A 20515-nucleotide genomic window follows, 5' to 3' on the forward strand; every position below is an offset into this window, starting at 1 on the left:
CACACTAAAGCCCGCTACGTTAAGACGTGGCGGGCTGTTCTTGTTCTGGCATCGGCGCTTGTGATGGCTCGTTAACCAGCCCGATAGCATCATCAAACAAGCGTAACCCGGCGCCTTCTTTATGTGCGTGCTCCGATAGAAGACGCCGAAAACGCCGACCGCCTGGGCAACCCTGAAAAAGCCCCAGCAGATGGCGGGTAATATGGTTAAGCTTCGCGCCTTCATCTAACCGCTGCTGAATATACGGGCGAAATGCCCGGGCCGCCTCAACCCGGCTAGCGGCTGGGCCGGGCACGTCATAAAGCAACGTATCTACCTCAGCCAGCAACCAAGGATTTTGGTACGCTTCACGGCCAATCATCACGCTATCCACACGCTCAAGCTGTGCCTGACACTCTTCAAGCGTTTTAATCCCACCGTTGATGCCGATATGCAGCTCAGGGCGGTCCTGCTTTAAACGATGCACACGCGGGTAATTGAGCGGCGGCACGTCGCGGTTCTCTTTGGGCGATAGACCTTTCAGCCACGCCTTGCGCGCATGCACAGTAAAAATCTCACAACCGGCGCCCGCGACTATGTCGATAAAGCGCGCCAAGTCGGCGTCTTCATCCTGGTCATCAATCCCGATACGGCACTTCACCGTAACCGGAATCGAGACCGCCGCCTGCATGGCGCGCACGGTATCGGCGACTTTTTCCGGGTAGCCCATCAGGCAAGCGCCAATCATGTTGTTCTGCACCCGGTCGCTTGGGCAACCTACATTCAGGTTAACCTCGTCATACCCCCACGCCTCAGCAATCGCCGCGCACTCGGCAAGCTCCCCGGCATCGCTACCGCCAAGCTGTAAGGCAATGGGATGCTCCACATCGCTATAACCCAAAAACCGCTCACGCGGCGAGCCATGCAAAATAGCGCCCGTCGTCACCATCTCGGTATACAGCAGCGCCCGCTTGGTTAACGTGCGTGCGAATGCCCGGTAATCGCGGGTTGTCCAGTCCATCATGGGCGCGACGGAGAAAGTTCTATCCAGCGCAGGGCGAGCGGTGCCAGACTTCATGCGGGTTTGCTGTGTTGTGCTATCATTCATAACTGTTCATATTTACAGTGGTTTGACCACGTTTTAAGCAAATTAGTGTCACAAATTTGGCACCACATGGCACTTTAATTTGTCACATTTTCGAGGCTGTAATGGCGACGATCGTGAAGCGTCCGAAAAGGGACGGCAGTTTCTCATACCTGGCGCGTATTCGCATTGCGCGTACTGGTCAACCTGACTACTCAGAGTCAAAAACATTCCCTAAAAAAGCGATGGCCGTTGAGTGGGCGAAGCGTCGGGAACTGGAGTTGGCCGCGCCTGGTGGCGTGCTGACGGCTAAATGGAAGGGCGTCACTTTACACGATGCCATTGAGCGATACCTACATGAATTTGCTGACGGTGCTGGCCGTAGCAAGCGGGCCACTATTGAGCAGCTGCAGCGTTTCCCCATTGCACGCGTCAAAATTACCGAGCTGAGTAGTGAGCAGATCATTGATCATGCCCAGATGCGTCGGCGTAGCGGTGTTAAGCCTTCAACTACGTCGCAAGATATCACTTGGCTGGGCATCATTTTGAAAACGGCGGTCGCTGCCTGGCGTATGCCGGCGGACCTAAACGAATTTGAATCGGCGAAGCTGCTTTTGCGTAGTAAAGGCTTGATCAGCCGCCCTGACTCACGGGATCGTCGGCCAACTTTGGAAGAGATCGAGCAGGTTCGCGCTTATTTCCAGCGGTCACAGAAGATCCGGCCGAGTGCGATTATTCCTATGGAAGACATTATGGACTTTGCGATCGCCTCGGCCCGCCGGCAGGAAGAAATTACCCGGCTCACTTGGGACGATCTGGATACAGAGGCGATGACCTGCTGGGTGCGCGATGCTAAACACCCACGTCATAAGTGGGGCAACCATAAGCGCTTTAAGCTCACCCATGAGGCGATGGCCATCATTCAACGGCAGCCTCGTAAAAAAGATGAGCCGCGGATCTTCCCCTATTGGGCGAAATCGATTGGCACTCGATGGAGAGCAGCGACAGAATCCAAAGGGATTGAAGACTTACGTTTTCACGACTTGCGCCATGAAGCAACTTCGCGGCTCTTTGAGGAAGGATATGAAATTGTGGAGGTGCAGCAGTTCACGCTCCACGAAAGCTGGGATGTTCTGAAGAGATACACGCATTTAAGGCCTGAAAAACTGCAACTGCGTTAGCCTTATACCGTTATCTTTTGTGTTGTGTTAAGCGCCGCAAATGCGGCGCATATCTCACTCATTCACCATCTTCCACTGTTCCCGCGCTTCGTCCCGCTTCTTATCAATGTACTGCGCTAGGTCGATCGCGCTAACCAACCAAGGGCTTTTTTGCGAGTCCCCTGCGCGATAGGCGGGTACCGGCAGGGCTTGGGCACCTGCACGGAAGGCTGCAGTGCGGGGGCTGATGCCGAAAAAGCGTGGGGCGACCTCTTCCAGTGGTAGTTCTGTGCGGCCATCGAATTCAGCGAGTAAGCCAAAGTATGTGTTCATTGTTTTCTCCCTTCGTAAAGTGATTGAATTTGCCGTGCTAATGGACAGTTTTCCTGTTGTGGCTCAAGGTTTATTAGGGCTGCAGTTAGTCCTTCTGCCACTATGTCTTTGGGAACATTTGTTAGCAGGTTATTCCAAGCTCGCTCAGCTTCACTGATAGGCATTTGATTGCTCACCTGAATTGACACGAGATAGTCAATGGTTGAAAAAACCTTATTTTTTTCATCTTGATTCATTATTAGGCTCTCCTATGGCACAAACAGATAACATCCAAGCTTTCGATGAGCTGACCGGCAGCATATTGGCCCGGCTCTATTCAGCCTTTCCGGTGCCCATCACCCTCAAGGCGGGTGATTTTGTCGATAACCCATTGGTGTATAGCGAGCATGTGCAATGTGATGTGGCTTCTGAGGAAGCCAGGTTTTTTACCGCTACAGCTAAATGGCTTCAAATGGCTGGCTACATCTATTTGAAAGAGATAGATAGAGGCAATCTGTATGTCACGAACTGCGTACTGACTGCTAAAAGCCTGGAACTGTTGAAAGTTAAACCTGCGAACCTGAGTAACGAGGCCAGCCTGGGCGATCAGTTGACCGCTGCTGCCAAGCAGGGCAGTAATGACGCTGTTCGTAAAGCTATCACCGAAGTACTCAGCCACGGTGCTCGCTTTATGCTCCAGACAATTAACTAATTTCTTAGCGCACATGCCGCCCCCTACGCTCACGAAGGCTTTGGCATTCCACGCACGTTGTCGCCCAAGGCAATGCATCGCGGCGGGGCTTGGGGATCTCGTTACCGCAGTCCTCGCAGTCCGGGTCATGGTTTGGAATGCGCAGGGAAAGGCGACTGCTAAGCGCGGCCTCCATGCGGCGTTCCATGAGCTCGGCGGCGATGTCGGCGTTATCGGCCATGGTTACTGTTCCTTTTGTTCGATGGCAGCAAAGCGCTGCATTAGCTGGTGGCCATGCGGCAGGTATTCGTGCAGCTCGCGATCGCTAACGGCTGACCACTCGATCACAGCTAGGGCGGCGCGGCGTAGGTCGTCATCCAGTGCTCGCAGGCTGGTGAGCTTCAGTGGCCAAGCGGCACTGTTATAAACGGCCAGCAGCACGCGGCGGCAGTACTGCGGTTGGTGGCTATCGCCCAGACCAACGTGGGCCAGGCGTTTCAACGCAGGCAGGCCGCTAGTGGCCACCTGAGTGCGGTAATCATCGGCGTTGGCTTCGGCAGCAATCATGGCCTCCAGCGCTTGGCGGTTACGTTCGCGTAGGCGCTGGGTCACCAGTGGCATTGAGTGGTTAGTAGTCATCACGGGCTCCTTCATGCTTGAAACACCCAGCACTTCACGCTGCCGCCATGTAAGCGGACGCGGGAGTTCACGGTGCGGTTGGAATCGATAAATTTGCGGGTCTTGCTGCTTTTCAGGTAACGCTTCAGCTCGCGTACCTCCGGGGTACGCAGCTTGTATTCGGCGCAGGTGCGCTCGAAGTCCTTCAGATTGATCGCGATCAGGTCGCTGCCCTTGCCGTAGTGGTTCAGCATCGGCTCATCGCGTAGGCCTTCGATGTAATCAAAGGCCTCCCAGAATTCGGCGACCAAGGGGTGGTCAGCATTGATGGATTGTTGCCGTTCACGGGCCATGCTCACTATGTGGCCAAGGGCGGTATCCAGCGTTTGCTCATCAAACAGGCCCAGCCCTTCCGGCCCTAAGCACTCCACCAGGGCCATCAACTGGCCGTGACACTTGGCGATACGCAGCACTTTAATATCCGGGTCATCAGCAAGCTGGTCGGCATAGTGCCGGGCGCGCTGGGTGATCAACGCCATCAACGCGGCTTCCCGCAGGGCAACCTGCAGGCTGAACTGGCTAACTTGCTCGATCTCGGTACGCTCCAGCGCCTCGGCCAGTATCTTGGTCTCCTTGTTCTGGCCTTCCCGGGTAAAGTGCAGGTGGCAGATACGCGTTTGAATGGCCTCACCGGCTTGCACCGGAGCGTTCTGGCTGATCACAATGCTGCCGCGAAAGGGCGGCTCGTAGGTGTCGTTGCCGCTGTTCTTCACGCCCCGGGCGCGGATCGAACGACCATTAAAGGCGGTTTTCAACTCGTCCCAATCGAACTGCTTCTGCTTGGCGCCGCCTTCCTGCTCGCGGTCGGATTCGATCAACACCACCGGCAGGTTGCTCACCTGAGCGAAGTTGCGCGAGCGTGCGGGCATGGTCGCCTTGCTGGGGTCGAAACCTTCATAGTCGCGCCGGCCGCACAGCTTCCACAGGAACTCGATCAGCGTGGATTTACCCGCGCCGGCTTCGCCCACAATCTCCAAAAACGGAAAGCTGCCCATTTCGGCGCGGATCTGCTCGGCCAGCAGGCTGCCCAGCCAGTAACCGAGTGCCACCACGCCCTTGGTGCCAAAGGCGCCCAGTAGCTGCTTCGTCCACTCGGTGTTGAATGCCTTGCGGTCCGCATTGATGGAAAGCGACACCGACTGGCTAAGGGTCTTCAACTGGCGGCGGGGGCCAAGCTCGAAGAAGTCCTCGCTGTTGATCGGCACCACCTTGCCACCGGCCACGGCCAGGTCGCCGAACACATAGGCGCCGTGCTCCTTGCTGTAGCCGATGAAGTCGATGGTCTCGACGGTTTTGATATTGCCGATCTGATCCTGCAGCAGGTTATCCAGCTGTTGGCTGGTACCCGTCCACACTGCGCCCGGCGCCACACCCAGCAGGCGCTTTTTATACTCGGACGCAGAGGCCAGCTGGCCACCGCTAAAGGTGTTTTTGGTGGGCGGGCGGCCGTCGGGAAACTCCACGCGGTAGTAGTACCAGCTCTCATCCGTGACCGCGTTGGCCTGGTAGTAGAGCGCCGTGGGGTAACAGGTGCAGATCCGCTTCACGCTGCCGGATTGCTCTAAAGCGGCATCGCGCAAGGCCGGGTCAATCTGCTGCTGGTCTTCACCATCCAGCCCATCGGCGCGTAGGGCACGGTCAAACGCGTCCATATCCAGCTTCCACCACCACAGCTGGCGTTTGAACTCGAACCAGAATTCCCGCTGCTCACGGCGCTTATACATCAGCAGTGCCTTGGCCATGGCCGTGGGGGCCAGCAGCAGGTCACCGTGGTAACGGTAGGTTTCCTGGTGTTTCTCGGTTAGCTCACTGCGCTGGTGAGCATCATTCCAATCGTGGCCACCGCTGGGGATCTGAGCGGCGTGGCACTCCCAGCCCGCTGCCCGGGCGCGCCTTACGTGTTTGTGGATCGCGTTATGGCCAGCGCGGTTGTTATCCAGCGCCCACACCAAGGCAGGGCGGCAAGTGCCCGCTTTATGTGCTGCATCGGAAAGGGCGTTTAGCGCCTCATCCGGGTAGTTGCCGCAGCTCATGGCGGAAACCGCCGCAATGCCATGATGGTAAAGGGCGATGGCATCAAAGATGCCTTCGACTACCCACACTTCCTCAGCCGCTACCAGGTCGCCCAGGGTGAGTGCCGGCGGACACCACCACTGGCCCTTATAGCGCCCTACAAAGTTGGCCTTCTGCTTGCCAAAGCGTTCCGGGTTATCCAGCAGGCGCTCCCAATAAGCGCCGCCGGGCAACGGAAAGCGAACGGTGGCGGTGCCACCGATCTCAGGCTTCCAATAGCTTTCTTGTGTGTACCAGCCCTGAATGCGGGAAAGCTCAAAGCCCCGACCATCGCGCAGGTAGCCATCCGCCACTGGCGTGGTGGAAGTTGGCTTCTCGTTACCCTTGGGGCTGTAGCGTTCGCTCCAGGAGCGGAACAGGTCAGGAAACAGCGCCTTAACATGAAGTTGCGCTCCGCAGTTGTTCTCCCGCCCGCACTTCAGCATCCACGGCGCTTCGGCGTTGATGTACGCTTCACGCTTACCGCACTCCGGGCAGCGCACCCGTTGCAGGTAGGGGCCGCGCTCTATCGCCTCAAAATCGCTGATTAAGCGCGCAACAATGTCCTGGCGCAGCGATGAATTCACGCTCGCCTCCTTGATGTCACAGTAAGTAGCGGTGCCGTTTAGGCGTTCACGATGACCTTTGCGCCTGCTTGATCGCTTGATGAAGCAACGAGGGTGCAAACGGCAGGTCGACCATTGGGTTGGGGATGTCGCTGGGCGTCAGCGTGTTGCACAACTCGAACCGAGCCTTACCCCGAAAGCCACAGTCGTCGTTGCGGCATTCCACGATCGCCTCCCTGTACACCGGTGTTAGCCCCTGACTTTTGCGAATGCGCAGGTTCTGGTTGCAGTGCGGGCAAGGAATGCGGTGTTTGCTAGTCGTCATCAGTTCTTTCTCTCAATGGGGTAAAGAGCGCGGCCGCGGCCGGTGAGTCCTTGGTTGCCTTTGCGTAAGCGCCGACGAAGTAGCCACTCGATGGCTTGGTCGTGGTTTGCCAGACCCTTCTTTTCACACACAGCGTCAAGCACGGCGCTGGTTTGCTGGTCGAGATCCATCGGTTGTTCCGGCATGGTTACCTCGGATGCACGGTGGATATGTTCCTGGCCTCACATAGCCCGTTGGGCGATGCTCTCGGTAAGGCCAGAGAGATCGATGCCTAGCACGTCGCTGGCTTCCTTCATTAACATCTGGCGCATGATTTCGGCCCTGGGCACGCCGTTGTAATCGGCATGCGCCTGGATGATGGCCAACTCATAGTCATCCAGATAAACGGTGGCCTTATGGGAGCGAACGCGCTTTGGGTCCTGGTACATGGTGGAGTCCTTATGCAGCCGATAGGCAAAATGGGTCACAGCAGTGGCATTTGGTCGGGTTTTAGACTCACCGCGCCGAAATCCGGCAGCGGCTTGCCTACCATGCGGTACAGGTCGCGTAGCTCATCCAGCAATATGTGTTGGTGGAAGGCGTTACGGCAGCGCATCAACTCGCGGGTCACGGTGAGGATTTGGCGGGAGAACCCCAGCCGCTCTTTCGCAGGCACCTGCCCAAAGAAGCCTTGCTTTCGCAGCGTGGGCAGCACTTCACCGCATACCCAATTGGCAAAGGCCACCGCTTGGGGCTTGTTAGAACGGAATAGCACCCTATACACGGCGGCTTCTGAGATGAATAACACCTCTCCAGCACCCCTTTGCCCCTTGAGATATAAGGGGCAAAGCCACTCTTCAGGCACTCCTTTAAGGCTCCCTCGCTTGTTACTCCAAGTGATTTCGAGAGCGTCAAATACATCCTTGGCACAAAACCACGCCTCGCCTTTTTCATCGGTGGCGGTACGTACCTCGGCCTGCTGGAAAAGAAACGGCGTGGCGAGCGGCTGCATGTCGGTAGTGATGTTCATGGTTCGCTCCTTATTCGGCGTTCAGAGTGTCTTGGTCGTACTCAGCGATGCCGCGAAGCAGCAACATGCGGCCGGCGGCCGACATCGAACGCATTTCCAGCTCCTGAATACGCTTCAGCGCTTCCCGTTCGCTTTCGGTGAGGTGAATCATGACGGGGCAGTTACACCCTTTTGGGGCATAAATTGGCTTTGGGGTAATGGTGTTAGCGGTGGCCATGAGTTAGGCTTCCTTAATAGAGTGAAAGACTTTGAACGAGACCTTGAGCAAAGCGCGTTAGCGCTCGTAAAGGCGCACCAGCTTGCGCTGCAGGAAGTGTTCATCCATGTAGGTGCGCAGTTCGCAAAGGGCGTCTTCTACTTCATCGCTAGAGGCGTTATGGGCCAGCATCGTGGCAGCGAGTTGGCCCACGGCCTCGGCGGTGGTGCGTTCTTCCAGCGCTTCAAGATCCGCCAGCGGGTTAGGCGTATTGGTGCCGCGCTTCAGCGCGATTTCGATGTTGCGGCGCGTGTGTTCAGAGCAGCGGTCGAGCTCGACCTCAATGCCGCGAAACAGTGTGGTTTGAGTGGTCGGCATAAGAATGGTGGCAATGATGGTGACCATGGCAGTGGTTTCCTTTGGTTGTAGAAATAGGGTTAACGAGTGCTGGAGCGACGACGGCACGCCTGGATTTCAGCCATGCAGCCAGTCGCCCATTCGAGGGGATTAACGATTTGTTGGATGTGAACGCGGTAATTGGAGAAGTAAGCGGGCGCGTGATTGAGCTGCTTAAAATTGCGGAGCAGTTGAAGGCACTCAGCCCAGCTTTCTCTAGTAAGCAGCGGAAGCTTCTTGCTGAGCGTCTTGAGGCAGAGCTCAATGCTTTGAAAGTCAGCGTGGGTGAAGCGGAGTTGAGCGCTCTTAAGCAGGAGAAGGCGCAGATAGAGCTTAACGATGAAATAAAGCGCCTTAAGCAATGGCACGAAGAGAAGGCTGGCTACGAGGAATACATAACCCCCGCGGGTGGCGCCACGTACCGACGTAAGCACCACGGCAGCGAGCGTGGTAGCGGACATCACCTTTGCGCAACCTGCTTCGAGAACGATAAAAAATCGGTATTGCAGCGAATCCCGGGTGACGGTGTCGTTCAGTTTAAGTGTCATCAGTGCGGTACCCCCGTGATGATGGAAACGCTCAGGGGCTTTATGGATATCCAGAGCCCTGAGTGGGAGCGGTGAAATAGAAGCAGGTGTGGCCATGGCAGTGGCTCCCTTTGCTATGTGTAGTGAAGTGAAAGACATTAATAGAATGGTACCGAACGGTTACCTTGTCAAGAGTTGAGAGGATTAAATGGTTTCATTGGGCGAAAGGCTTAGGGAGGAGAGGGAGCGTCTGGGAATGTCTCAAACCCAGTTCGGTGACCTTGCCCATGTGACTAAGAAGTCCCAAATGCTCTACGAAGCTGACCAGCGCAGCCCGAAAGGCGATTACTTCACAGCTATCGCATCTCAGGGAGTTGATGTTCAGTACGTTCTTACTGGTAACCGTTCGGTTTCGTCAAACGTTGAGCTAGTCGATTTATCCGATGGCATGGCATCCATACCGATGTATGACATCGAAGCTGCTGCCGGTGCAGGGCGTAGCTTTGAAGGTGAGCCGATTCAATCCGTTTTGCACTTTCCCAAGAGTGAGCTGGCCGAGCAGGGGCTGGACCCAGCGCAGATCGTAGGCGTAAAGGTGCGCGGTGATTCCATGTTGGGCACACTGGAGGATGGGGATTGGGTGCTGGTTAACCGTGGAAACCGTGACCCGAAACAGGAAGGGGTGTTCTTGCTGTTGGTCAGTGGGGAGCGGCGGATTAAACGAGTGCAGCGTTTAGCAGGGGGCGCGCTGTATTTGATTAGTGATAACGAGCTGTACCAGCCAGAGATGATCAAGCCGCAGGATATGGGGGATGTTGAGATTTTGGGGCGGTGTGAGATACGGATAGGGCGGGTTGTGTAACTGTAAAAACATAAATACATAACGGCAGTTTTAAGGCTGCCTGAGTAGGAAGGAACAGGGAATGAACTACATCAAGAGAGTGAAACAGCTCCTAAGGCCAGCACTGCTGCTCTGCCTAGTGCTTTCGTGGCCTGCCTTGGCGGATATTAGAATCGGTAGTTGGAATATTCAGAATTTTGGGTGGGGCGAGTAGAAGAGCATTGCTGCCGTTACTCAGGTAGCCAGCCAGTTCGATATTCTTGCGATTCAAGAGTTGATGAATACTGAAGCGCTGGATGCCCTCGAAGCAATGCTGGAAGAGTCAACCGGTGAGGAATGGAGTTTCATGCACCCATACCTAGTATTTGCAAATAAATCATATTGGTTCGTTATAATTGGTTAAATTTAGTTATAAGGTGTTTTATGTTAGTTGATGCTACTGTAATTCCGTATGATATTGAAAGTTTAGGCTACTATAAACAAGGAGTGACTCCTAACGGATTTCCTTCTTATTTAAGAATTACTGAAGAGTTCGTGAAGTGGGGCAGGAGCGTAAGCCAAATTGAGAATACTCGGACTTACGCCAAAAAAGATTACCAAGTAGCATCTGATACTTATTTCGTTGATGGATATTTTGATAGTACAGATCAGGATGCTGTAATAGTACTTTGGAAAGAAGTAAAGAATCACAAAGGTAATATTTATGGTATTAGTAAAGGTATGCAGCCTGGTAAAGGCGTAGCTACGAAAAAATCTCTAGGGAATAAATATATACCCGGATATCCCATCTATTTCTGGTTAAGGCCTAAAGATAAAAAATTAGTGACTTTTATATTTGAACATTCGGACCAGGGTAAATCTAATTTTCATTTCTATCTGAATGGATATCTAGAGAAAAAAGCTACTCCTTGGGTTGTAAACAGTAAGGTAAAACAGCCTGACGGTAGTTATGACGTTTTCTTCAAAGGGTTCTCGCATGATGGTAATGCTCTTAATATCGATAAAGATATAGAGATTAAACTTGATTTTAGAATTTGTAAGCGGGGAGATGACTTTGAATATTTAAAGAGCGAAATAAAGAATATTCGTCGTTTACAGAAAGTAGAAAAAATAAATATTGACTTAAAAACTGGCGTCTCAAAATCAGGCGGTGAGGTTTTCTATAACAAGTTTTTTGAAAGATTAGGCGTTAGTAAAAGCTTGCCTGATGTAGTTCGTTATAAAAGCGAGGTTCCTTGGACTCCAGGTGTAAAAGAGTTAACGGAAGTTTATGATAACGCGATTGTTGCTCATAGAAATGGTGAGCTAATTAGTCTTAAAGCTATTACTAATGCCCAGAAGAAAATTTCTTTTTTTAGCAATCACGATAAGAGTAGTGTTGAGTTAAATATAGCGAATGGCTTTTCTGGCTTTATTTCAGCAAATGCACTATATTCTGCTATTCAAACTGTCATAGATGACCTGCCTTAAAGGTAACCTTATGTATATTAGGTTGATGGCTTTTTTATTAATATCTTTGGCTATAGGCTATTTTAGCTATGGTAATCTTAACGCTTTTACAAGTGTTGAGTTTAAGGAGGTGATGGGAGTTTTGCTAAATGTATCGTCAATAATTTTTGCTATTATTGGTGCGTGGATTGCAATTATATATCCAAGTGCAATAAAGTCTGCAATTATAGATAGCAGAGAAAATAACGTTAAGCTAATTCATCGGGCCGTGCAAGATGCAAACTATCTGTCCGAGCTTTTTGATATTGTTATGCAGTCTGCAATAATTATAGTTTTTGCTATTTTTATACAAGTGTGTATGCCAATCATAAAGTCGTTCGATTATTTCGGGTTAAGTATTTCGCTTGTAAAGTTTTGTGCATTTTCCTTTATGCTATTTGCAACTTTTGTTCAAGTGAATTCTATTATCTCCGTTGTTTTGAAAAATTATTTTCTTCTTAGGAAAGTAAGGGGTCAAAATTCAAATGATGTAGCTGATCATGATATTTAAGCTTAACTAAGATAATTTATTACTTTGGATGTGCCACCATCAACTCATCCCAATTAGTCTTATAGCGTGGGCTTTGGCTCGCGCAACGTAGGTGCCAAGGGGCGTTCTTTTCCGGCGCCCTAGGCGCTGTTTCCTTGCCCATCTTCTCGTTCAGTGCATCCATGGTGGCCATAAGCTGTTGGCTGCGCTGGCGTTTCTCTTCTGCAGTGTATCTACCAAGCTGAGCTGTTGGCGGTGCTGGTCGAGTCGACAAAACCAATCATAATTTGCCTTACCTATTGTGTAAGACTGTCGTTTTATACAGTATTAGGTGCTGGGAGCGCGACAGGCAAACACTAATGTACGTCGCGTCATATCAAAAACGTCAGGGCAAGGGCATGCGCGTAAACTACTTGGGGCCAGCAGTGGTGGGGGTTAAACACCCGGCGATAGCGGAATTTGATCAGCGGCGGTTTTCACCCAGTTACTTTTTAGTCGAGGTGAGCGAAGAGGCGATACCGGGCGGGCCATGGATGGAGGGGGATGTGTTGGTGGTGGATGAGGCCCGTTCGTTTGGCCATGCGGATCTGGTGGTGGCTGAGGTGGAGGGGGAATACCGGCTGTTTAAATCGCATCGGGTGGGCAGCCGCTGCCGGTTGCTGCCGCCCAATGGGGGCGAAGGGTGTTTTGTTAATACGGAGCAGTTCAAAGGAGTGGTGGTGAAGCAGGCGAGGTGTTGGGCGCTGTAGGTAATTGCTTACAAGGCGTGTCGTTTTTCGCTTACATTAACCGGCTGTTTTTTTTGAGATACTGGTGATGTCGCTTGGAAGCACGTGGGACGGACTCCGCCTCGCCAGAAGGATGCGGCACTGATACCCCCAGCCATGGAATGGCTGGGGGTTTTTGTGTTAGGGACAGTTGACTGCTGAGATAGAAATGAATATCGACCTGCTGATTCTATGGTTAAATTTTCTTGCTGCAATTTTTATGGGGGTGGAGTACTTGTTCAATGCTCCACTACAAAAAAAGATAGATAGTTGGCTAGCTGATAAGTTGGAGAGACGTGAGCAATTTACAGCGAATGCTTTAGAAAAGGAAATACCTTATTTAAAAGAGAAAAGTGCATATAGAAAATTTTTTGTGATTTTTTTTACAATGATTACTACAGCAGGCGTGATATTGGCTGGTAGTTCTAATGTTTGGCCATTTTATTACCTAGTTGGAGGCTTTTTTGGTTTGTTGCTTGGAATTACTTTTGCAGTTACTTTTCTAGTTTCTGTGAACCTTATTACTAACCTGGTTCCAGCTCTTCCTTTTATAATTTTCAGCTCCTGGAGTGTGATAGTGAGAAAGTGTCCTAAAGGAGTTGTGGCTGGGTTTGGTTTCACGTTACTTATGACCTCATTTATACTTCAATTCTATAAGGCGTATGGATAGTTAGTTTTTCACAAAATAAGAAGAAGTTTTGCTACTTACCAGCAATCTCACATCTAACCTGCGTACCAAACCCCCCATCATTTAGCGAATGAGTCACATCCGCCACCAACCAACCGGTGGCGTCAATCTCAGGCTTGTAACCGCTAAGCGTTAACGGTGTCTCCAGCAATATATCCGCCCGCCCCCGTGCCAGCGTCAATTCAAACTCTGCCAGCCCACGTTGAATGCGTTGCCACTCACTACGAGCGGCAGCCAGGGCATCGTCTTCTGTAGCGTAAGTGGGGCGCAGCTGCTTGGTATTATCATCCGTGCCAGCCAGCACGGTTTTGCGCTCGGCGCCGCGGGTATCGTTCCAATAGGCTTTTACCCCACTGTAAGCATCGCGATCGGTCACACTGTAACGGTGCTGGTCGCCGTCGCGGCGGGTGAGGGTAATGCCGGGCATCGCTTGGCCGCTGGCCGTGAGCGCTTCGCCTGCCGTGGTAAACAGCATTCGCCCGGCCTTAATGGCGGCAATGGCATCGTGTCGTTCGCCCAAGCGGGTGAGAAAATTCAGGTCGGATTCTTCGGTTTGATCAATATGGCCAATGCGGATGCCGTTAAGCGCGGCGGCCACCACTGGCTCTAAACTATTGCGGCCAGCAATGGTGGTGACGATCTCGCCTAAGGTCAGGTCGTGCCAGCTCTGGGTGCGCTTGCCGGGCAGTTGGCCGCGCATATCCGCTGAGCGGGCGCGGATGGTGAGCTGGTCCGGCGTGCCGGTGTGCTGCACTTCATCTACCGTAAAACTCCCCTTGTCCACCAGCCCTTTATCCTGCCAGCCAAAGGCCAGCTGTAGCTCGGCACCACGCGGCGGAATGGCAAGTTGGCCATCGTGGTCGGTCAACACAATATCCAGTTGGTCGGCTTCCAGCCCGCGCTGCTCGCGTAGCGTCAGGCTAATCAGGCGGCCGTTAATGCGTGGGGTAATGTCAGTGCCTGCCAAGGTAATGCGGTAGCTGGGCTTGGGGTGGCGTTGGTTCATACATACCCCCCAGCCAAGCGCGCCATAGTGGGCAGAGCTAGCCGGCCGATCAGGTCGGTGCGTTCATCGTCGACGTGCTCGAGCGTGAGATTAAATTCGATCTTCTCAGCCGCGCCATCGCGGAAAAAGTGGCTGCTGGTTTCTTCCACGCGGGTGATGACCCATAAGCCGTACTGGCGGCCGGTGCCTTCCACTAACGGCCAGGCGTTGCCCTGGTCGGCCATATCGCGTATCTCATCAAGGCTGAAGCGTCCGCCGGTGAAGGTGGGCAGCAGGGTGCCTGAAAGGGTGATCGTATCTTCGCCGGGGCCTACAAACTGGTAGGCGGGACGTTCTCCCACACGGGATTGGCTAGCGTGACGCCACTCGGTGATGCGCTTTAATTCCTGATAAGGCACGCTACGGGTTTCAAACACAAACATGCCAAGGGCCATCAACATAGTGGGCGTCTCCTGAGTGAATGGGGTTAGTCGAGGTCGCGCATTGAGGAGCGTTGTCGTGCCTGCGCATCGCGCTGGGCGTTGGTAATGGCTCGCTGCACTTCTTGCGCTACGTATTGGGCAAGCTGCTGTTCGTCCATGCCCGGGGCGGGCGTTACGTTGATATTGATATCGCCCATGGTGAAGCCGCTGCCTGCTTGGGCACTGGGGGCGTTCAGCGGCGGCCGGGTATCAAACTGAATGGGGGCGTGCTTCTCGATGTTGGGCATGGCCGCAGCGGGTAGGGCGGCGGCGCCCAGTGCCAGCCCAGCACCGGCTTGGGTTACGCGGCGGGCTATTTCTTGCACGCGTCGGGCGGGTTCATCGCGCTTGGCATCCAGCCCGGCGTTCAGGCCGTCTACCGTGTAGCCACCCAACTGGGTAAACACGCGGGAGGGGCTGTTAATATCCAGCACATCGGCAAACCAGCCGCGCACGTTGCCGGCCATGCCCGTTACCCGCTCGCGCAGCTCGCCCAGTTTGCCGGTTAGCCCGCCTATCAGGCCGTTCACCATGGCGCTCCCCAGTGAGCTAAATTGCTCGGGGATCTGCACACCCAACGCAGAAAGCGCGCTGGTAATGCCCTGATATAACAAGCCCAGCGGCGACCAATTCATTAGCAGCTGCGCCACTGCACCAATCCCCTCGCCAAAGGCGGCCTGCACTTGCTGCCATACGCCTTGAAAAAAGGCCTTGATGGGTTCCCAGTAGCGGTAGATCAGGTAGGCCGCCGCCGCAATGGCGGTGATGGCAATGCCAATCGGGTTGGCGAGCAGGAACATGGATACCGTACGGAACACGCCGCCCAGCCATAGAAACGCTTTGCCCGCCATCAATATCTGCGGGCTTACCAACGCCATGCCGTAGCGCACCATGGCGATGGGGCCGAGAATGGAAGCGAGCATTAGTGTGAGTGCGCCGCCTGCTGTCACCAGCACGGCCAGAATGGCGACCACCTTGGCGATGGTACCGGCCAGGCGCGGGTTGTCGTTGATCCATTGGCCCACGCCCCGGGTAATGGCCGTGACGTTCTGAATCAACTGGCGTAGCGGGCCTTTGTTGGTCTCGGTGATTGAGATGCCCACCTCGTCCCAGGCGCTACTGAGCGATTTCAGGTCGCCGCCGATGTTATCGGCCATGGTTTTGGCCATGCGGGCGTTTTCGCCAGCGTTGCTCTGCAAGGCTTCTATGAGTTTGTCTAAATCACCATCGGCCATGCCGTTAACTAGCTCGGTCATGCCTGAACCAGCTTCTGCACCGAAGATTTTAGAGAGAATGTTGCGACGCTCGACGTTGCCTAGATCCCGTGTGGCGTTGTTGATGTCCCGGAGGATATCAGGCATGGCGCGCATATTGCCGTTGGCGTCTTCTACCTGTAGGCCAAGCGCCTCCATGTGTTTGCGTCCTTCGGCAGCAGGCCCCGTTAACCGGTTTGTCATGGCGCGCATCGTGGTGCCCGCTTGGCTGCCTTGAATGCCGATATTACCCAGTAAGCCTGACATCGCGGCGGCTTGTTCCATGGTGAGCTTGAGGTCTTCTGCGCCGCCCAAGTACTTCATGGTATCGCCGAGCATTTCCAGGCTCACGTTGGCTCGGCTGGCGGTGCCGGAGAGGATATCCGCGACGCGGCCCATGGCGCCGTCTTCTTCCATGTCGATCTTGAAGGTGCCTGCTATGTTGGAGGCAATATCCGCTGCACGGCTAAGTTCGGTGTTATTGGCCAGCGCGAGATCCAGCACGTCGCGCATCGAGGCGCGGATTGCTTCGCTGGTCATGCCTGCACGCAGCAAAAACTCTTGGCCGCCGCCTACTTCGGCGGCACTAAAGGCGGTAGAGCCGCCCAGTTCTCGGGATTGTTGGCGTAATGCCTGGTAACGCTCATCGTCTGCTGTAAAGCGGCCAACCGCCTGCAGCGTACTCATCTGCTCGCCCCAGGCAACGCCGGGTGCCAGCAGCCGTGCCCCGCCATACAGTGCCGCGCCGCCGCTGGCCACCATGCCTGCACCGGTACCAGCCATGCTGCTGCGCATGCTCATGGCGCGGTCGTACTGGCCTCGGGCACGGGCTGCATTACGCTGCTGTTCGGCCAGGCGTTTTAGGCGGCGCTGCTGTTCTTCCACCGCGTGGGTGGCTTGGCGCATATCGGTGTTGAGGCGGCGCTGATCACGGGCAAGGTCAGCAGTGCTCAACCCATTGTTTTGCAGAACGGTGCGCAGCCGCTGCAGCTTTTGGCGTTCATCATCTGAGCGTTGGCTGAGCGTACGTGCCTGGGCGATGGCCTTTTGACGTTCTGCCCTCAGCGAGGCGGTGTCACCTTCGTGGGTGCGCATCTGCTGCGAGAGGCGGCGAATACGCTCTTGCTGTTCGCGTAGAGCGTTGGTGGTGTCAGTAGACTGGCGTGTCAGCGTGCGGAAGGAGTTGACGTTCTTTTGCGTTGCCTGCAGCTGCTTTAAGCGCTCGCGGTTTTCCCGCATGGCTTGAGACGCGCCCTGGGAGGCGCGGTCAATCGCCCGTAGCGGGCGGGTGGCCCTATCAACCGCATTAAGTACAACCTGAAGCTTTAAATCCCGCGCCACGCTAGCCTCTGCTTTCCGGTGGTGTGCTGCGCTTGCGCGCTCGTTCGCGCCACGCCATCAATTCACGCAGGCTGAATGTGGCGCACTCTTCCGGCGACCAGTGGAAGACGATAGCGAGATCCGCCATCGCGTCTTCCACACAGCCGGGCAGGTTTATTCGGTCACGCCCTTGGCCCGCTTCGTCAGCAAAAAACCGGCGATTTCACCACCGCATTGCACAAGATCCGCCGGGTCCATCTGGCGTACTTCGGCAGCGGTAAGCGAAGGGGAAGAAAGGCGCGGGATCAGGGTGATCAACGCGTCGGTTTGCATCTGCAGTACATCGGCCAGCGAGACACCGCGCAGCTCGCCAGACTTAGGCTTGCGCAGGGTAATGCTGTCAATGGTCTGCTCGCCGCGTTTGAGGGGCTCGTCCAGCTCAATGGGGTCGGTGACGTTTGGGTTCCTGGTCTCGGTTTTGGCTTGGTCCATGCTGTTTCTCCAGTGCGGTTTGATGTTGGGCGTTAGCCACTAAAAGCGGTGAGGTGTTGGCTAGATACCCAGCCGTTGGCGGCGGCCAGCAAGGCGGTCTTCACCGTTCACCTTGAACACGCCGTTCACTAAATCGATCTCGATTTTCTCGGTGCCGTCGATGGTCAGCTTGTAATAGCTGAGGGTGCTGGTGACCTGATGCTCGGTGTTCTCGCCTGCCTGGGCATCGCCCATATCGATCTCGGTGTGGCGGCCACGCATGACCACTTCGACGGCTGAGGCCTCGTCGATATCGTCGCGCTCGTAGCTGCCGGTCATCCGCAGCATGTCGGCATCGATGCGGGAAGAGCCGAAGTTATCGAAGATGGATTCCACCAGCCCGCCTACCTTCCACTGGCAGGTCAGCAGGCCGTCCTGACCCATATCGATACCCACAGCGCCGTCCATACCGCCACCGCGCCACTCTTCTATCTTGCGGGTGAGGGTGGGCAGCGTGACGGACTGGACAATGCCCTGCCAGCTGTCGCCGTTGCTGAACAGGTTGAGGTCTTTAAGCTTTTTGGGGAGTGCCATAAGAAGCCCTTACGCGGTGGCCGCAACGCGCTCGGCGAAGTCGGCAAGGTAGGAGTCGGTAATGCGCTGCTGAAAGCCCAGGTCTTCCAGTGGCGGTACCGGCGTGTAGTCGTAATCGATGCGCAGCTTGCCGCCCTTGAGCGAGGTCTGGGTGTTCAGGTCCTCGTTCAGCCAGGCGCTGGCATCGACAATCAGCCCCAGGGTTTTCAGCTCGCGGAACTTGGCGTTCAGGCCTTCGATGATGTCCCGGGCCAGCGAGGCGTGCAGGGGCTTGTCCACGGCCCACAGGTGGGCTTCCGCCACGGTATCGGCGAGGATCTGCGCGGTGCGGGTGTAGTTCTCAAACGGAAACAGGCTTTCTGGCCCGGCGCAGGTGCGCGAGCCCCAGAAGCGATAGCCGCTCTGGTTAACCAGGGTGGTGACATCGGCAGCATTCAGCAGCCCGGCATCGGTACCTGGCGATTGCAGATCCCAGAACACATCCTTACTGATGCCGGTCACGCCGTTGACCACCACGTTACTCAAGGTCTTGTGCCAGCCCACGGTTTGGTCGAGCTTGGCGCGCAGGCCGAGCGCGATGGCCACAGGGCTGATATCGACCGTATCAGCGTCGTCGGTATCAAACGCCTGCCACTGGGGCCAGATGACCATCAGCTCGCGGGCACCGAACTCATCGCGGTAGGCGGTGACTTCGGAGACGGTTTCGCAGCCGTGAGCGTACACATAACCAAAGGCGCGCAGCCGCTGCAGCACGGAAACCATGGCGGTGGCCACTGGCTGGGTATCCAGATACGGCACGCCAATGATTCGCGGCGTCACGCCCAGCTTTTGCTTGGCGGTAAGTAGCGCTTGCAGCCCGGTGCGCTGGCCTAGCTCGGTGGTGGTGCCAATCACATTGGCGGTGGTTTCGTCGGCATCAAGGCCTTCTTCTACTCGCACCACCACAATAATCGGCTTCGCCTGCTGGCTAATGGCGGTGAGGGTGTCTTTCAGCGTGCCCTGAAGGCCAGCCTTGCCAATAGCGGTATCCACATTGGTCACCAAGGCAGGCTGGTTCAGGGGGAAGGTAGCGGCGTCCGCATCGGCAGCGGTGCAAACCACGCCAATCACCGCCGTGGAGACGGTGCGGATGGTACGCGTACCGTCGCTCACTTCAGCAACGCGCACGCCGTGGTGGTATTGATCAAGTGCCATGGTGGCTCCTGCGCAGGTATCTATAGTTAACGCAGGTATCGTGCGGGGGCTTGGGAGAGGGTGGTAGCGGTGGCGGGTGTGAGTGAGGCGGTTTACACCGTGGGGTGTGGTAAGGTGCGGAAAAACCAAAATTAAGGGGGCGTAGTAATGAAAATAGGGACAAAAACTGCTTTAGCTGGTTTTGCGGCATTCTTCATAACGTTTACTTTATCTGCGCCAGAAACCAGTCAATGGCATTTCTCCCAGTGGAGCGCTGCTTGGATTCAAGCGATAGGTTCGATTATCGCTATTCTAGTAGCCATTTATGTGCCAACAAAATTAGAGCTCAGTAAACAAAAAAGAGAACAAGAGGAGCGTAAGAGGATAGAAGCTGCTGCGCATTTTATATTGATTAGGGAACTGACGGGGATAATAAACTACTGCTCTTCACGTATTGTGGCTATTGATATTAGTGGGTTAGATGCTCCTCAAGCTCTTGATGCTTTAAATATTCCAGGACTTATGACAAAAAGTGAGAGAAACAAAATATTCGGAATAGAAGATGAAAGACTTGCTTTTTTTCTATCGTTGAATAAAGAAGTTATGGAAAAATATAATATATTGCTAGTTAATCTAAATATAGCTGATATGGCATTCTTTAATAGCTTTGTCTGTAAAGGGGATGGGTGCAAAACAGAAGAAGAGTTTTCAGAAGTGAAAGAAAAATACAATGAAGTGATAAAACGTTGCAATGCGTTGAGTTGTGAAAAATAGATTCCTAGCTTAGCTAACAATGACCGACATTAGGGGCCTGCCTATTCAAGAGACATGCCCACATCTGGCAGCGCTACCGGTTGAATTATCCAATCGTCTCTTGGTTACCCCCTCAATCTCCTCAAACGTTTCTGATTGCCTTAGGCAGCTTTGCCACCAAGACGTAGCTGATGGATCTCGCGTAGAACGGTATCTCATACATTTGCTGTTACTA

General features: G+C 54.4%; 29 protein-coding genes. 8 read left to right on the plus strand and 21 right to left on the minus strand.

What is annotated here, in order from left to right; all coding sequences use genetic code 11:
* Positions 1-19: 19 nt before the first annotated feature.
* Entirely contained in the window at positions 20-1087 is a 1068-nt protein-coding gene (gene dusA / locus ACT3RU_RS16840; RefSeq protein WP_225733919.1) for a tRNA dihydrouridine(20/20a) synthase DusA, read from the minus strand.
* A gap of 56 nt (positions 1088-1143) precedes the next feature.
* Between dusA and ACT3RU_RS16845 the strand changes: the two genes are divergently transcribed.
* Positions 1144-2244 carry a tyrosine-type recombinase/integrase gene (locus tag ACT3RU_RS16845; protein WP_483392918.1) on the plus strand — a complete coding sequence of 367 codons (1101 nt, stop codon included), beginning with the start codon at positions 1144-1146 and terminating at the stop codon, positions 2242-2244.
* A 54-nt stretch (positions 2245-2298) separates the two neighbouring features.
* On the opposite strand, the gene ACT3RU_RS16850 is transcribed toward ACT3RU_RS16845, so the two are convergent.
* Positions 2299-2556: a pyocin activator PrtN family protein gene (locus tag ACT3RU_RS16850; RefSeq protein WP_192528459.1), complete on the minus strand. Its 258-nt coding sequence runs from the start codon at positions 2554-2556 to the stop codon at positions 2299-2301.
* A complete protein-coding gene (locus ACT3RU_RS16855; RefSeq protein ID WP_192528460.1) occupies positions 2553-2792 on the minus strand; it encodes a hypothetical protein in 240 nt (79 codons plus the stop codon). Before ACT3RU_RS16855 ends, ACT3RU_RS16850 begins: the two co-directional genes overlap by 4 nt.
* A 14-nt stretch (positions 2793-2806) precedes the next feature.
* Between ACT3RU_RS16855 and ACT3RU_RS16860 the strand changes: the two genes are divergently transcribed.
* On the plus strand, positions 2807-3247 hold the full coding sequence (locus tag ACT3RU_RS16860; RefSeq protein ID WP_192528461.1) for a hypothetical protein: 441 nt from the start codon (positions 2807-2809) through the stop codon (positions 3245-3247).
* Between the two features lie 4 nt (positions 3248-3251).
* Here ACT3RU_RS16860 and ACT3RU_RS16865 read toward each other — a convergent pair whose 3' ends face one another.
* The 10 genes from ACT3RU_RS16865 to ACT3RU_RS16910 are packed head-to-tail and all read right to left on the minus strand — an operon-like array spanning position 3252 to position 9092.
* On the minus strand, positions 3252-3467 hold the full coding sequence (locus ACT3RU_RS16865) for a TraR/DksA family transcriptional regulator (RefSeq protein ID WP_192528462.1): 216 nt from the start codon (positions 3465-3467) through the stop codon (positions 3252-3254).
* Between the two features lie 2 nt (positions 3468-3469).
* A complete protein-coding gene (locus ACT3RU_RS16870) occupies positions 3470-3865 on the minus strand; it encodes a DUF7673 family protein (RefSeq protein WP_192528463.1) in 396 nt (131 codons plus the stop codon).
* 11 nt (positions 3866-3876) lie between these two features.
* Entirely contained in the window at positions 3877-6543 is a 2667-nt protein-coding gene (locus tag ACT3RU_RS16875) for a toprim domain-containing protein (protein WP_192528464.1), read from the minus strand.
* Between the two features lie 46 nt (positions 6544-6589).
* Positions 6590-6847, minus strand: coding sequence for an ogr/Delta-like zinc finger family protein (locus tag ACT3RU_RS16880; protein WP_192528465.1), 258 nt, complete (start codon positions 6845-6847; stop codon positions 6590-6592).
* Positions 6847-7032, minus strand: a complete 186-nt coding sequence (locus ACT3RU_RS16885; protein ID WP_192528466.1) for a hypothetical protein — start codon at positions 7030-7032, stop codon at positions 6847-6849. Before ACT3RU_RS16885 ends, ACT3RU_RS16880 begins: the two co-directional genes overlap by 1 nt.
* 36 nt (positions 7033-7068) lie before the next feature.
* Positions 7069-7275 (minus strand): ribbon-helix-helix protein, CopG family, encoded by a 207-nt coding sequence (locus ACT3RU_RS16890; RefSeq protein ID WP_192528467.1) that lies wholly within the window; start codon positions 7273-7275, stop codon positions 7069-7071.
* Positions 7276-7310: 35 nt separating this feature from the next.
* Complete coding sequence (locus ACT3RU_RS16895; RefSeq protein ID WP_192528468.1) at positions 7311-7856, minus strand: BRO-N domain-containing protein; 546 nt, start codon at positions 7854-7856, stop codon at positions 7311-7313.
* A gap of 10 nt (positions 7857-7866) precedes the next feature.
* On the minus strand, positions 7867-8073 hold the full coding sequence (locus ACT3RU_RS16900) for a hypothetical protein (RefSeq protein WP_192528469.1): 207 nt from the start codon (positions 8071-8073) through the stop codon (positions 7867-7869).
* 57 nt (positions 8074-8130) lie between these two features.
* Positions 8131-8457 carry a hypothetical protein gene (locus ACT3RU_RS16905; protein ID WP_192528470.1) on the minus strand — a complete coding sequence of 109 codons (327 nt, stop codon included), beginning with the start codon at positions 8455-8457 and terminating at the stop codon, positions 8131-8133.
* A 32-nt stretch (positions 8458-8489) separates the two neighbouring features.
* Positions 8490-9092: a hypothetical protein gene (locus tag ACT3RU_RS16910; protein ID WP_192528471.1), complete on the minus strand. Its 603-nt coding sequence runs from the start codon at positions 9090-9092 to the stop codon at positions 8490-8492.
* A 139-nt stretch (positions 9093-9231) separates the two neighbouring features.
* Between ACT3RU_RS16910 and ACT3RU_RS16915 the strand changes: the two genes are divergently transcribed.
* The 3 genes from ACT3RU_RS16915 to ACT3RU_RS16925 all read left to right on the plus strand — a co-directional run bounded on the left by ACT3RU_RS16915 (position 9232) and on the right by ACT3RU_RS16925 (position 11815).
* Positions 9232-9837 (plus strand): S24 family peptidase, encoded by a 606-nt coding sequence (locus ACT3RU_RS16915; RefSeq protein WP_192528472.1) that lies wholly within the window; start codon positions 9232-9234, stop codon positions 9835-9837.
* Between the two features lie 402 nt (positions 9838-10239).
* Positions 10240-11286 carry a hypothetical protein gene (locus ACT3RU_RS16920; RefSeq protein ID WP_192528473.1) on the plus strand — a complete coding sequence of 349 codons (1047 nt, stop codon included), beginning with the start codon at positions 10240-10242 and terminating at the stop codon, positions 11284-11286.
* Between the two features lie 10 nt (positions 11287-11296).
* Complete coding sequence (locus tag ACT3RU_RS16925; RefSeq protein WP_192528474.1) at positions 11297-11815, plus strand: hypothetical protein; 519 nt, start codon at positions 11297-11299, stop codon at positions 11813-11815.
* A 19-nt stretch (positions 11816-11834) separates the two neighbouring features.
* Here the strand turns inward: ACT3RU_RS16925 and ACT3RU_RS16930 are convergent, their stop codons facing one another.
* Positions 11835-11987 carry a DUF4113 domain-containing protein gene (locus ACT3RU_RS16930; protein WP_225733922.1) on the minus strand — a complete coding sequence of 51 codons (153 nt, stop codon included), beginning with the start codon at positions 11985-11987 and terminating at the stop codon, positions 11835-11837.
* A gap of 166 nt (positions 11988-12153) precedes the next feature.
* Between ACT3RU_RS16930 and ACT3RU_RS16935 the strand changes: the two genes are divergently transcribed.
* Both ACT3RU_RS16935 and ACT3RU_RS16940 read left to right on the plus strand, forming a co-directional pair.
* Positions 12154-12543, plus strand: a complete 390-nt coding sequence (locus tag ACT3RU_RS16935; RefSeq protein WP_192528476.1) for a S24/S26 family peptidase — start codon at positions 12154-12156, stop codon at positions 12541-12543.
* A gap of 187 nt (positions 12544-12730) precedes the next feature.
* Positions 12731-13231 (plus strand): hypothetical protein, encoded by a 501-nt coding sequence (locus ACT3RU_RS16940; RefSeq protein WP_483392919.1) that lies wholly within the window; start codon positions 12731-12733, stop codon positions 13229-13231.
* A 31-nt stretch (positions 13232-13262) separates the two neighbouring features.
* On the opposite strand, the gene ACT3RU_RS16945 is transcribed toward ACT3RU_RS16940, so the two are convergent.
* The 7 genes from ACT3RU_RS16945 to ACT3RU_RS16975 are packed head-to-tail and all read right to left on the minus strand — an operon-like array spanning position 13263 to position 19677.
* Positions 13263-14255, minus strand: a complete 993-nt coding sequence (locus ACT3RU_RS16945) for a phage late control D family protein (RefSeq protein ID WP_192528672.1) — start codon at positions 14253-14255, stop codon at positions 13263-13265.
* Positions 14252-14695 carry a phage tail protein gene (locus ACT3RU_RS16950; protein WP_192528671.1) on the minus strand — a complete coding sequence of 148 codons (444 nt, stop codon included), beginning with the start codon at positions 14693-14695 and terminating at the stop codon, positions 14252-14254. Before ACT3RU_RS16950 ends, ACT3RU_RS16945 begins: the two co-directional genes overlap by 4 nt.
* 26 nt (positions 14696-14721) lie before the next feature.
* Positions 14722-17310, minus strand: coding sequence for a phage tail tape measure protein (locus ACT3RU_RS16955; protein WP_192528670.1), 2589 nt, complete (start codon positions 17308-17310; stop codon positions 14722-14724).
* 1 nt (position 17311) lies between these two features.
* The gene (locus ACT3RU_RS16960) at positions 17312-17437 is read right to left on the minus strand and encodes a GpE family phage tail protein (RefSeq protein WP_192528669.1); all 126 of its coding nucleotides are present in this window, start codon (positions 17435-17437) and stop codon (positions 17312-17314) included.
* A gap of 26 nt (positions 17438-17463) precedes the next feature.
* A complete protein-coding gene (locus tag ACT3RU_RS16965; RefSeq protein ID WP_192528668.1) occupies positions 17464-17781 on the minus strand; it encodes a phage tail assembly protein in 318 nt (105 codons plus the stop codon).
* A 60-nt stretch (positions 17782-17841) separates the two neighbouring features.
* Positions 17842-18354: a phage major tail tube protein gene (locus ACT3RU_RS16970; protein ID WP_192528667.1), complete on the minus strand. Its 513-nt coding sequence runs from the start codon at positions 18352-18354 to the stop codon at positions 17842-17844.
* 9 nt (positions 18355-18363) lie between these two features.
* On the minus strand, positions 18364-19677 hold the full coding sequence (locus ACT3RU_RS16975) for a phage tail sheath protein (protein WP_459560471.1): 1314 nt from the start codon (positions 19675-19677) through the stop codon (positions 18364-18366).
* A gap of 18 nt (positions 19678-19695) precedes the next feature.
* Between ACT3RU_RS16975 and ACT3RU_RS16980 the strand changes: the two genes are divergently transcribed.
* Complete coding sequence (locus ACT3RU_RS16980) at positions 19696-20301, plus strand: hypothetical protein (protein ID WP_192528666.1); 606 nt, start codon at positions 19696-19698, stop codon at positions 20299-20301.
* Positions 20302-20515: the final 214 nt, after the last annotated feature.

The organism is Halomonas sp. TP35, assembly GCF_052375975.1.
Taxonomy (GTDB): domain Bacteria; phylum Pseudomonadota; class Gammaproteobacteria; order Pseudomonadales; family Halomonadaceae; genus Vreelandella; species Vreelandella citrativorans.